The sequence below is a fragment of the Blautia fusiformis genome, assembly GCF_020686995.1.
In the GTDB taxonomy this organism is placed as follows: domain Bacteria; phylum Bacillota; class Clostridia; order Lachnospirales; family Lachnospiraceae; genus Blautia_A; species Blautia_A fusiformis.
In genome coordinates this window covers 23,157-36,165 of sequence record NZ_JAJEPT010000024.1, presented here as the reverse complement: position 1 = coordinate 36,165, position 13,009 = coordinate 23,157, and the positions used below count along the sequence as shown (strand labels likewise).

The following is a 13,009-nucleotide window of genomic DNA, read 5'->3' as shown; positions in this document are numbered from 1 at the left end:
AGTTCTGGCCCTGCCGCAATGCTTTTAGCCGTCTCACGGAGTCCTAGTAGTATCCCCCGACGGAGTCCCTGCCCGGACCGATGCCACCTTCTTCTGGCGTCCCCCTCTCCATCCACCCCCGCAAAACCTCAACAACACCCCCGACTACATCCCCCACACAGACCGATTCCACCTTTCTCTAGCGTCACTCTATATCTCCAACAAAACAAAAAATCCCCGGTGCCCAGCAAATACAACACTACCAGACACCAGAGAAAAAAGAACAAATGTCAAGCAGATATTCACAATCCACTTCGCTACTTGCTCATAACCGAATAACAGCTCATCGCTTTTCGCAGACCCGCAACGGACTTACTTGATTCAGTTAAACCTCAATCACTTCCCATACACTGCATTAGACTTACATCCCGAAATACAAGCTTCCTAATTCATAGAAAAATCCGCCTAGAACCGATAACTCAGTCTGTCAAGGCAATCCCTTCCAACCGTAACCAATGTCAGAAAATTCATCAGATAATCCCCTGCCAAATATAAAGCAGCCATATTTAATTACTGCTTATTATCCTGATTTTCTTCCTGATTCTTTTCTTTTTTCTGAGCAGTACCGTCGGACTCTGCAGAATCTCCCTGCATGATCTTATTCAGTTCCTGGATCATCTCTTCATCCTTCAGACGGAATTTTACCTCTACACGTCTGGACGCGTCTTTATCTACATTTCCATCTGCATCCAGAACCGGATCTGACATGGAATGCCCATTCACTGTCAGACAATCCTTCAGTTCCTGAACCTGTGAATCCTTCAGAAAATCACTCTTAATATCCAAAAGATACTGCGCTACCGCCAGAGACCTCTTCTGTGACAGCTCCAGGTTATAACTGTAATCTCCATCTGTATCCGTATAACCATCAATAATGATCTCGCCAAGATATTTCTTATAGGAATCATCCAGCAATACCTTACAATATGTCGGCAACACCATAGACAATGTCATCTTACCGGAATCGGTAAGCTCTGCCTGATCATAATCAAACATAACATTGGCATTCAATGTCAGCGCACCTGTCTGTGGATCAATATCCACATTGAGGTTCTTTTTCTCAAATTCCTTCTGCAAAGCTTCCACAACCTCAGCTTTCACGCCGATGATCTTATCGATCTTCTCCTGCTGCTCTTCCAGAAGCTCTGTTTTTTCATCCAGCGCAGACTGCTGCTCTTTCAATGTATTCTGCTGGCTGGAAAGCTTCTTTTTCTGAGAGGCCAGCTTTTTCTGCTGTTCTTTCAGCTTCTTCTGCTGCGCCTCAAGCGTTTCCTGCTGTTTGGCAAGCTTCTCCGCCAGAGAAGACAGTTCTTCATCCTGAGATTTGATCTGCTTGTCCTTGGACTTGATCTGCTCATCCTGGCTCTTTAATGTCCCTGCCTGCTCATCCAGCGCATTCTGTTTTTCCAGAAGCTCTTCTGTATATTTTTCCTGAAGAGCAATTTTTTCATCCCGTTCCTTCAGACTGTCCTGATAGCTCTTCTGTGCCTGAAAAAGTGTCACACACATGATCAGAACAAAAAGCAGCAAAACTCCTGCCATCATATCCGAATAAGAACGCCAGACATTAAATCCATGCTCCTCCGGCTTTCTTTTTTTGCGCATTGACAATTCCTCTCTTATTTAAATAAACCAAAACGGCTTTTCTGTGCTGCCTTCGTTGCCTCACGGATACTGCGCTCGATCTCATCCAGCAATGCTTCCTGTCTTGCACCCTGTCCTTCCAGAAGATCCTCCAGACCCGTCAGCTTATCCTTAAGTTCCTGGATACCGGCATTGCTTCCATAGCCCCAGGGCTGTCCGGCGATCAGATGGATATCACGGTTATTTTTTGCCGTCTTGATCTCAGAAAGAAGCCTGCGCACCTCATCCAGAACACTGTTGACCATCTTCTGGCTCTCAGTAAATTCTTTCACTCTGGCTTCAAAATCTTCGATCATCTTCTTATCTTCACGAAGAAGCTCCTCGCTGATCCTATTGGAATCCGCAACTGCTTTCATCCCTTCTGCAGCACTGTCCACATACTGGCGCATAGATGCATTGCAGTTTTTCCAGAGATCTGCGGATTCTTTTTCATTTTCATGCATATGCCGGGCAAGCTTTTCGTAATCCCGTTTCTGCAGCTGCTGGATCGTCTGATTATCCCGGATAATACGGTCTGCAGTCTTCATATAACTACTCTGCATCTCGTCGATTTCCTTAATGGCTTCCTTCATGGCACGTTCCTGCTTCGTAAAGGTTTCACTCAGCTGACTACTCATGGTCTTGTACAATTCTGATGTATATTCTGTATTCTCCTTCTGCACCTTCTTAAGTTCTGCCAGGGCATCATTAAAATCTTCAAACTGCATCTGAAAGGACCCATGCATCTCGCTTAAAAACGTATCCAGAATCTCGCGGATCGCATCCTGCTGCCCTTTTGTCACAGATGCAGTAAGAACGTCCAGAGAATCATTCATTTTCTGAAAAGTAGGTGTGATCACTTTCTCAAAGCTGTCTGCCATCTGCACAGAAAACTGTTCCGCCATCTGTTTCATGGCTTCTGTCTGCGTCTTCTGGCTGGAAACAAGGAGATTCCAGGACTCATTCTCCGCAGTAGGGAGCACCAGTGCGTGAAAACGATCCAGAAAATCCTGCATTGCCTGGGACATCGCAGAATATCCGCTTTTCATCCCAAATGTGTACACAACAGAAAGTGCAACTCCATAAATGGAGGTCAGAAACGCAACTTTGATGCCATCCACAAGAGCGGATACCGAGCTTGTCATCACTTCATAATCCGTGGGCTGGAAATTCTTAAGTCCCCACACAAGACCGATAAATGTTCCAAGGATACCAAGGCTTGTAAAAATGTCCGGAGCCATCTCAAGGAGTCTCTTGTGGATATGTACATCTACATCCTCAATATTCACAAAATCCTCTACTTCAGCGATTCCTTCTTCCGTTCTGCTGATACTATCAACAAAATCATCCATCTTTTTGTCGAGATAGCGGTCACCAAAAATCCCTCGCAGCTGTCCAATCTCTTCTTTTCTGGCTCTTCCCGGAAGCTGAAACACTTCTGTGATCTCACCAGCGCCATGCTTCAGTGCTCTTGACAGGTTATCCATCCGATATAAACCTGCAAAAAGCCCCACTGCGTATATGATCAGCATAAGTCCCAGAAATGTAAAATTATAAAGCAACACATTCCCGGAGCCTTTTCCCACATAAGCGGTCAGGGTTGCCGCGGCCACTGTTACTGCCAGAAACAGCACTGTATTCATAAACTTTTTTCCCATAATATGCCTCCCCTGTCTTTACTTTTGAAAAAAGTTATTCTTTTGTCCCCATACTACCATAACATCTTCCCTAAAACAACCAGAAAGGACAATTCCTTCGCCAAAAGAATTGTCCTTTCGTCTTTTTTCTATTTTATACTTTTATTTAGACTTTTATACGGCAGGCTGCATCATCGCTGATCAGGATCCTGCGTCCGCAAACACCTACGATCACTCCGCCAAGTATCCTGCTTATGATCTGTACGGTCTTTCCTTCACTGACATCATATTGCCTGATCTGTTCCATAGTCTCCGGCATTCCGGTCATCCACTTGATCGTGTAGCTTTCCCCTGCTTTTGTCTCATTTAATGACTGCATACACTCACCCCATTCCACATATCACATCACTATCAGTAATCATCCTCTATCCGTAGGCGGATATTCGCAATCCACACTCAGTTAAATGATTTCATATAATTTCAACACAATTCTGTATTTTTATATAATTAGTAAAGTTTAACTTTTATTTTTCTGAACTATTTATTTCTTTTGTATATTTTATCTCATTTTATCTCGATTAGTCAATCATAACCTGTAAAATTCCACCAATAAAAACAGACAAAAAAAGAAACGCGGAACAGCCATTACGGTTATTCTGCGTTTCTCATTATTTTTTATGCATAAACTTTATCTTCTTCCAGAAGTGTTGTCATTCCATTCTTTACTTCCACAAGATTAATACAGCAGTTAGGCGGCACGGAGCCTCTCCAGAAATTCTTCGGATCAGGATCTACATTTTGAAGAAGAGCACGGACTGCACATCCATGAGAGGCAACAAGAATTGTTTTATCCGCAAGAGTCGGATCTGATGTTTTTTCATCCCAGAAATCCTTTGTCCTGGCGATCACATCAAAAATATCCTCGCCCTTTTCCGGTCGTTTAAAATTTACCGGATCACGGAAAAAAGTCTCGATCTGCGGATCGATATAATTGCCATCTGCATCTCTTACCTGATCACCCTCCAGCACACCAAAATCGATCTCCTGAATCCGCTTATCCGGTATGATCGGAACATCTCGTTTCCCCAGAACATATTCTGCTGTCTGTTTTGCCCTTGAGAGCGGACTTGTAAAACAGATATCAAACATCACATTACGGAGAGCTTCTCCTGTTTTTTCCGCAAGAAGAACCCCTTCCTTCGCAAGAGGTACATCCGCTGCACCCTGAAGTTTTTTTAATTTATTCCACTCAGTCAGGCCATGTCTTACAATGTAGATCAGCATCAGCTTCTCAGCTCGATTCCAAGTCCGTTAAGACCATTCATGATCTTTTTCATTGCTGCGGAGATCTCGTTTTCACCAAGAGTCTTGTCATGGGCACGGAATACCAGAGAATAAGCCATGGATTTGAAACCTTTCTCAATCTGCGCTCCCTCGTAGATATCGAACAGCTGATAGCTCTCAAGAATATTTCCGCCTCTCTGGTCAAAAATCTCCTCAATCTGTCCTGCAAGAACTGCATGAGGAACTACGAGGCTCAGGTCACGAGTTACAGCCGGATATTTGGCAATTCCTGTATATTTGTGGTTGAAGCCAGCAAATTCCAGAACATCCAGAATGTCGATCACTGCGATATATGCTTTTTCTCCGATAGAGTAATTATCTGCAACAGCCGGATGAACCTCCCCTAAGTATCCAACCACCTTACCCTCGTAGATCATGTTAGCCTGTCTTCCTGGATGAAGGAATGGTTTTCCACTGTTTGGATCGTAGGTAACCTTTTTCTTCATTCCGATCTTCTCGAAGAACTCCTCGCATACACCCTTCATATCAAAGAAATCGCCTTTTCCGTACATTCCAAGTGTAAACATGGTACGCTCATCCGGAAGCTCTGTGACCGGAAAGGACTTTGGAAGATAGATATTTCCAAGCTCATAAAGACGAACATCTTTATTACGTCTGTTATAGTTTGTGGAAAGGGATGCCAGCATACCGTTCAGTGTGCTTGTACGCATGATACTGTAATCCTCTCCAAGAGGATTGCTGATGGTGATGACTTTACGAAGCTCACTGTCCTCAGGAATACAAAGCTTGTCAAATACCTTCGGGCTTTCGAAAGAATAGGACATTCCCTCTGAGAATCCGCAGTATTCTGCAATATCTCTTGCAACTTCCTGGATACGAAGCTTAAATGGCAGCTTACCTGTAGTAGCCTCTCCTGTAGGAAGTGTCATCGGAATCTTATCATAGCCATAGAATCTTGCAACCTCCTCTGCAACATCTGCATTACAGTGGATATCCTGACGGAATGTCGGTGCAACGATCTCGTCTGTTTTTTCATCATAAGCCAGTTCTACACGTCCAAGATAATCGATCATCTCTTCTTTTGTAAGGCTGGTTCCAAGAAGCTTGTTGATCTTCTCAGGCTCAAATTTTACTCTGGATGGTTCTCTTGTCTCGCTGCAGACATCAACCATTCCGCCTACAACCTCACCTGCACCAAGTTCTTCCATCAGCTGGCATGCACGGTCAATTGCAGCCTGTGCATTGTTCGGGTCAAGACCCTTCTCAAATTTACCGGATGCATCTGTACGAAGTCCGATCCTCTTGGAAGAAAGACGGATGCTGGTTCCATCGAAGCACGCTGCCTCAAAAAGAACAGTTTTTACATCGTCTGTGATCATGGAATTCTCTCCACCCATGATACCTGCGATGCCGACAGCCTTCTCACCGTCACAGATCATCAGAACATTCTCATCCATGATACGCTCCTGGCCATCCAGTGTGACGAATTTCTCATCTTTTCCTGCACGGCGTACAATGATCTCCTGATTTGCGATGGTATCCAGATCATATGCATGCATTGGCTGTCCAAATTCTTCCATTACATAGTTTGTGATATCAACCAGGTTGTTGATCGGGCGGATTCCATTGGAAGCCAGACATCTCTGCATCCACTTCGGAGACGGACCGATCTTGACATTTTTTACAACCCTTGCACAGTAACGCGGGCAAAGCTCCGGATCCTCTACAGTAACCTTTACATAATCGGAAGCTTTCTCATCATTTTCCTTAACCTCTACAATCGGCGGGCAGAATTTCTTCTGGAAGGTTGCTGCTGCCTCTCTTGCGATTCCAAGAACGCCGTAGCAGTCTACACGGTTGGAAGTGATCTCATACTCAAATACCACATCGTCAAGGCCAAGTGCCTTAACAGCGCTCTCCCCCACAACTGCATCCTCAGGAAAAATATAGATTCCGTATTCCGGTGCTTCCGGATACATTTCTCTGGTACTTCCAAGTTCCTCGATAGAGCACATCATACCAAAGGACTCCACGCCACGGAGTTTGCCTTTTTTGATCTTGATACCTCCGGGAGTCATTTTTCCATCGTGGCCGCCTGCAACACGTCCACCATCAAGAACAACTGGAACCTTATCTCCTTCTTTTACATTTGGAGCGCCTGTTACGATCTGCACACTCTCAGTTCCGATATTTACCTGGCAGATGATCAGCTTATCTGCATCCGGATGTTTCTCGATCTTATCGATCTGGCCGATCACGATCTTATCAAGATCTGCATCCAGCTCTGTAAAGCCCTCTACCTTTGTGCCTGTTAAGGTCATGGCATCTGTATATTCCTGTGCCGTTACATCCAGATCCGGCACATATGTTTTAATCCAAGATAATGAAGTATTCATTTTGGTTGTCCCTTCTTTTTTCTATATTTACTGTCAGACGGATACTCATGATCCGTATTCACTGTTTTAGAACTGTTTCAGGAATCTGCTGTCGTTCTCATAGAGAAGACGCATATCATCGATCTCATATTTCAGAAGTGCGATACGCTCCAGACCCACACCAAAGGCAAATCCTGTATACTCATCCGGATCGATCCCGCACATACGGAGAACATTCGGATGAACCATACCACAGCCAAGGATTTCGATCCAGCCGGAACCTTTACAGAAACGGCAGCCCTTTCCGCCGCATTTGAAGCAGGAAACATCAACCTCAGCGCTCGGCTCTGTGAACGGGAAATGATGCGGACGGAATTTGGTCTTTGTCTCCGGTCCGAACAGCTCTTTTGCGAACTCCTGAAGGGTTCCCTTAAGATCTGCAAACGTAACATTCTTATCAATAACAAGACCCTCGATCTGATGGAAGGAAGGTGAATGTGTTGCATCTACCTCATCAGAACGGAATACACGGCCAGGTGCGATCATACGGATCGGAAGCTTGCCTTTTTCCATCTCACGTGCCTGCACCGGTGATGTCTGGGAACGGAGCAGAATGGAATCATTGATAAAGAATGTATCCTGCTCATCTCTTGCCGGATGATCCTCCGGAATATTCAGCTTTGTGAAGTTGTAGTCCGCATACTCAACCTCCGGACCTTCCACAACCTCATAGCCCATTCCGATGAAAATACGCTCAACTTCTTCCAGAGCGATAGTATTCGGATGGCGATGACCGATCTTCGCTTTCTTTGCAGGAAGTGTTACATCAATCACTTCTGCCTTCATTTTTTCCTCACGGACCTTCTCCTCGAAATCCTTTTTGGAGGCTTCCAGAAGTTCTTCGATCTTAGCTCTTGTCTCATTGACAAGCTGCCCAACCTTCGGACGCTCTTCCGGAGCAACATCCTTCATACTTTTTAAGATTGCAGTAAGCTCACCTTTTTTTCCAAGATATGCAACACGCACATCATTCAGCTTATCCAGGCCCTCGGATTCCTCGATCCGTTTTCTGGCATTTTCAGCCAGTTCCTGAAGTCTTTCTTTCATATCCATGGTCTATTTCTCCTTTAATTAAAATGATCAAATGATCCGCCGCCCACCCCGAAGATCCAGATATGGGCAATAAAAAAACCGTCCCTTATAAAAGGGACGGAATATCCGCGGTACCACCCAGTTTCCCATGAAAATATCACGGGCACCTCTTGTCTGCTTAACGCGCAGCTTACGTCATCTCCTACTGTTACTTCAGAGAGGAAGCTCCGGTGGGAAATTCAAGAACCATCTGAACTCGGGGAAGCTTACAGCCGGTGACTTCCCTTCTCTGTGAGAAAACGATCCTCTATAAACACCTTCACAGCTTTTCTGTCTTTTAATACTATGCCACAAGGTCTGTCTTCTGTCAAGCGCAAAGTCAGGATTCTTTGGTACTGTTTTTTTCATTTTCTTTCTTGGAAAGAAGTGTTTTTACGGATCTCTGGGCCTTTCGGAATTCATTTTCGAAGTAGGCATTAATCTCCGCCCCGTAAAGAAGCAGGTTCATACACACATACAGCCACAGCATTACCATGATCAGCGCAGTCAGACTTCCGTACATATTTCCGAAATCCGGAAAAAATGCAAAATACAGGGAAAATCCGTAGGAAAATATCATCCACGCCACTGCGATCATAAATGCCCCCGGAAGCTGGCTTTTAAAGGTTGCCTTTCGGTTTGGAAGTACTTTATAAAGAACCAGAAACACTGCAAACAGCACGGCAAATACAAGCAATGTCCTGGCCCCCATAACCTTGGCCAGCAGCCTCCCGAGAATCGGAATGGTTCTCTGTGCAGCTACCTGGATCCGGTTACCAAGAACCAGAACCAGAAGAGTGACAATGATCGCCAGCACAAACAACAGCATATAAAAAACCGAATAGATTCTGGTCATCAGCCAGTTTCGGGTTTCCTTTACATGATAAATGGTATTTAAACCATTGGTGATCGCCTGCATTCCCTTTCCGGACGCCCAGAGCGCCATCAGCGCAGACAACGGCACGATGGCTGTACTTCTTTTGTATACTTCTACCACAATGCTCAGCACAAAGGTCTGCAGATTTCCGGGCACAAACCCGATGATGGCATCCCTGACAACATTATAGCTTAACGGTGTATAACGGATCAGCGTTGTAAGAAACAGTATAAACGGGATAAAAGACATGATCAGAAAATACGCTGCCTGGGCCGCATATGCACTGACATGATCTCCGTTTGCCCTGCGCACAAATCCCAGCATGAGCTGGATTATATTTTTCTTTTCCTCGTCCATGCTGACCTCCCTCAGGTTTCTTTTTTTACCAGGAAAAACGTTCAAATCCGATCTTATCCTGGATTTCCGGAAAAAGCTTTACTTCCGGCTGCAGGCTCTTATGTTCGCCTATCATCTTTTCCATCCATACCATATTATACCAACGGTTAAACTTATAGCCGCATCTGTGGAACTCTCCCACACGCTTATAACCAAAATGTTTATGAAAATCCACACTGGCATTGGTCAGGTATTCATCTTCTTTTAGTGCAACTGCAATGCAGGCATTCAGGTTCAGAATTCCCATCTCTGCAAGAAGACTCTCCAGGGCTCGATAGAGTCTGCCTCCTGCACCGCTGCCCCGCCGGTCATGTCTCACATAAACAGACATCTCCGCACACCAACCATAAGCAGCCCTCGGGTGAAACGCCGAACCATAGGCATACCCCAGGATCTCTCCCTTCTCTTCTGCCACAATGTACGGATATTTCACCTTTATATCATGGATTCGCTGCGTAAACTCTTCTATGGAAGGTGTTTCATATTCAAATGTGATCGCAGTTTTTTCTACGTAGTAGGAATAAATCTCTAAAAGTGTTGCTGCATCCCTTTCTTCTGCCACACGTATCTGCATTGCCTTCTCGCACCTCTTTTAATTCTGTTTATCTGTTATTTCACAAAGAAACGGTAAACCGTCTCAGAGCTGTACTCTTCACCGGGAAGCAGGATCGGAGAATGGAAATCCTCCACATTGACTGCATTTGGCTCCACCTGTGTCTCCAGGCAGAATCCATAACGTTCATGATAAACATGACCGTTCTTTCCCTTCTCATCCTTAACAAAATTGCCTGCATAGAACTGCACACACGGGCAATCGGAGGAAACCTCCATACCGATACCGGATTCCCTGCAGTATGCAGTCGCAATCGAACGGACATTGCCCTTTGCATAATTATCTGTTACATAGTTATGGTCATAACCGCCTGTAAACTTCAGCTGTTCAAAGTCCGCCTCAATGTCTCTGCCGATCGGTTTGGAAACATTGAAATCCATCGGCGTTCCCGCCACCGGTGCATATTCACCGGTAGGAATGGACTGGCTGTCTTTTACCGGAGTAAAATACTTCGCATGAATACACACTTCCTGGGCAAGCACATCTCCGCTGCCTTCTCCGTTCAGGTTAAAATAAGAATGGTTGGTCATATTGGCAACGGTAGCTGCATCAGAGCGTCCTCTGTAAAAGATCTTCAATTCGTTTTCCTCTGTGAATTCATATTTCACAACAATGGAAAATTCTCCCGGAAATCCGTTCTCTCCATCCGGACTGATGCGGAAGAAATCCACGCTGTTCTTCTCCTGGGAAATTTCCTTTACTCCCCACAGCTTTTTCTCAAAGCCATCCGGACCGCTGTGAAGATTGTTATGATTCTCATTCTCTGCAAGAACCACTTCTTTATCATCAATAAAAAATCTGGAATTCTCGATACGGTTTCCGCTTCTTCCAATGATTGCACCAAAAAAGCATCCATTAATCTCATATCCCCTGATATCGTCATATCCAAGGACCACATCCTTCAGATCTCCGTTCTTATCCGGAACACATATCTTCACCAGGATCGCGCCATACTGAAGCACTTCAGCATAGGCACCTTTTTTATTCTCAAGATGATAGATCTTTACTTCTTCCCCTGTAGGAAGTGTCCCAAATTTCCTTTCAGAAACACTCATGTTTTAATTCCTCCCATATATGAAAAAAGAGCCACTAACCGGCTCCATGTCTTTAACCGATTAATCCCGGGATGCCGTTCCCTTATTTTTGACGCCTAGCAGATGCTAGGTGGGTATCCTCAACAGTGTCTTCTGCCTACCACGACGTGAGGTCTGACATCCAACCTGCGATTTTGGATTCCCAAAATGTCAATGTAGGTTCAAAAAGAAAAGGGGGATCGAACATTCCAGGATTCGGTTTTCGTTGTTTTTATTATAAACCAGTATTTGTGCTTTTTCAACAGAAAATACATTTTCTTACTGATTTTATTATCAATTATTATTTGATCTTAAGAATATCCTTTACTGCTGCCGGCATATCCACTGCATCTACCACCCTGTCATGAAGGACCGGCGCAGTACGGATTTCTTCAACTGCACGTGGAACAGGTACTCCGGAAAGCGCACTTAATGCGTCTACAAGGCCAAAATCATCCAGATCTTTATGCTCCTCGCCAAGTGCTTCCATAACACTTCTTGTGAATTTATACGGACTTGCAGTAGAAGCGATCACTGTCGGAAGATGATCCGCTGTCTCACTTACATACTTCTTATATACGCCGGCTGCAACCGCTGTATGCGTATCGATCACATAATTGCTGTCTTTGTAGATATCACTGATGGCCTGTGCAGTCTCATCTTCGCTGCAGAAATTGCCATAAAAATCACCAAGCTGTGCTTTCATCTCGTCAGTAATGGTATATTCGCCGCCCTCACTTAAAGATTTCATAAGCTCTGCACACTTTTCAGCATTTTCTCCGGTAAGACGATAGATCAGTCTTTCCAGATTGCTGGAGATCAGGATATCCATGGAAGGAGATGTCGTAAGGATGAAATCTCTCTTTCTGTCATAAGTTCCTGTGCGGAAGAAATCATAAAGAACACGGTTCTCATTCGATGCACAGATCAGCTTGTGGATCGGAAGGCCCATCTGTTTCGCATAGTACGCAGCAAGGATATTTCCGAAGTTTCCGGTAGGAACTACCACATTGATCTCCTGTCCGTCTTTGATCCTGCCGTCGCGTACCAGTGATGCGTAGGCATATACATAATACACGATCTGAGGAACAAGACGACCTATGTTGATAGAGTTTGCAGAAGAAAACTGGAAACCTGCCTGATCCAGCTCTGCTGCCAGCTCGTGATCATTGAACATCTTCTTAACTGCAGTCTGGGCATCATCAAAGTTACCGGTAATACCTACCACATAAGTGTTGGCACCCTTCTGAGTTACCATCTGTTTCTCCTGGATCGGGCTGACACCATGCTTCGGATAAAATACAATGATCTTCGTTCCAGGCACATCTGCAAAGCCTGCCATGGCAGCTTTACCGGTATCTCCTGATGTTGCGGTAAGGATTACGATCTCATTCTTAACATTATTCTTCTTCGCTGCAGTTGTCATCAGATGCGGAAGAATGGAAAGTGCCATATCCTTAAATGCGATGGTCGCGCCATGGAACAGTTCCAGAAAATATGCCCCATCCGCTTCATGAAGAGGTGCAATCTTTTCTGTATCAAATTTACTGTCGTATGCTTTGTTGATACAGTTCTTAAGCTCATCCTCAGTAAAATCTGTAAGGAAACGGCTCATTACCTCATATGCTGTCTCCTGGTAGGTCATCTGTGCCAGCTTGTCCATTGGTACATCCAGCTGTGGAATGCTTTCAGGCACGAACAGTCCGCCGTCCTCAGAAAGGCCCTTAAGTATGGCCATAGACGCTGTAACTGCCTGCTCTTTTCCTCTGGTGCTCTTGTACAATACCTGCATTGGTGTTCCGCCTTTCTATTGTAAGATATTCGTTTTCTTTTCAACGTTATCACATTATAGCATGGAATTATGGAAAATGCCACCACTTTTAAAAAAGAATCTGTCTTGCCCAATCCCACCCTGTGATCAGACAGATATTCACAGCTTT

General features: G+C 44.7%; 10 protein-coding genes, 1 other RNA gene and 1 other annotated feature. All 11 genes read right to left on the bottom strand.

The annotated features are described in order from the left end of the window. Nucleotides 1-549 precede the first annotated feature (549 nt). The 11 genes from LKD46_RS15570 to thrC all read right to left on the bottom strand — a co-directional run bounded on the left by LKD46_RS15570 (nt 550) and on the right by thrC (nt 12,861). Nucleotides 550-1,644: an OmpA family protein gene (locus tag LKD46_RS15570; protein WP_118625452.1), complete on the bottom strand. Its 1,095-nt coding sequence runs from the start codon at nt 1,642-1,644 to the stop codon at nt 550-552. A 14-nt stretch (nt 1,645-1,658) separates the two neighbouring features. Next, nucleotides 1,659-3,320, bottom strand: coding sequence for a MotA/TolQ/ExbB proton channel family protein (locus LKD46_RS15565; RefSeq protein ID WP_118515949.1), 1,662 nt, complete (start codon nt 3,318-3,320; stop codon nt 1,659-1,661). 145 nt (nt 3,321-3,465) lie between these two features. After that, entirely contained in the window at nt 3,466-3,678 is a 213-nt protein-coding gene (locus LKD46_RS15560) for a ferrous iron transport protein A (RefSeq protein ID WP_044962386.1), read from the bottom strand. Between the two features lie 296 nt (nt 3,679-3,974). Beyond that, nucleotides 3,975-4,583 carry a histidine phosphatase family protein gene (locus tag LKD46_RS15555; RefSeq protein WP_138277596.1) on the bottom strand — a complete coding sequence of 203 codons (609 nt, stop codon included), beginning with the start codon at nt 4,581-4,583 and terminating at the stop codon, nt 3,975-3,977. Beyond that, the gene (gene pheT, locus LKD46_RS15550; RefSeq protein ID WP_227574339.1) at nt 4,583-7,000 is read right to left on the bottom strand and encodes a phenylalanine--tRNA ligase subunit beta; all 2,418 of its coding nucleotides are present in this window, start codon (nt 6,998-7,000) and stop codon (nt 4,583-4,585) included. Before pheT ends, LKD46_RS15555 begins: the two co-directional genes overlap by 1 nt. A gap of 66 nt (nt 7,001-7,066) precedes the next feature. Continuing rightward, nucleotides 7,067-8,086, bottom strand: coding sequence for a phenylalanine--tRNA ligase subunit alpha (gene pheS / locus LKD46_RS15545; RefSeq protein WP_227574340.1), 1,020 nt, complete (start codon nt 8,084-8,086; stop codon nt 7,067-7,069). A gap of 95 nt (nt 8,087-8,181) precedes the next feature. Continuing rightward, nucleotides 8,182-8,403, bottom strand: a binding site (T-box leader). 47 nt (nt 8,404-8,450) lie between these two features. Beyond that, entirely contained in the window at nt 8,451-9,344 is an 894-nt protein-coding gene (locus LKD46_RS15540) for a YihY/virulence factor BrkB family protein (protein WP_118369068.1), read from the bottom strand. A 25-nt stretch (nt 9,345-9,369) separates the two neighbouring features. Beyond that, nucleotides 9,370-9,957: a GNAT family N-acetyltransferase gene (locus tag LKD46_RS15535; RefSeq protein WP_118515947.1), complete on the bottom strand. Its 588-nt coding sequence runs from the start codon at nt 9,955-9,957 to the stop codon at nt 9,370-9,372. Nucleotides 9,958-9,992: 35 nt separating this feature from the next. Next, complete coding sequence (locus LKD46_RS15530; protein ID WP_227574338.1) at nt 9,993-11,051, bottom strand: aldose epimerase family protein; 1,059 nt, start codon at nt 11,049-11,051, stop codon at nt 9,993-9,995. 59 nt (nt 11,052-11,110) lie between these two features. Continuing rightward, nucleotides 11,111-11,288: non-coding RNA, 6S RNA (ssrS, locus tag LKD46_RS15525), on the bottom strand. An 82-nt stretch (nt 11,289-11,370) separates the two neighbouring features. Then, nucleotides 11,371-12,861 carry a threonine synthase gene (thrC, locus tag LKD46_RS15520; protein ID WP_118515946.1) on the bottom strand — a complete coding sequence of 497 codons (1,491 nt, stop codon included), beginning with the start codon at nt 12,859-12,861 and terminating at the stop codon, nt 11,371-11,373. Nucleotides 12,862-13,009: the final 148 nt, after the last annotated feature.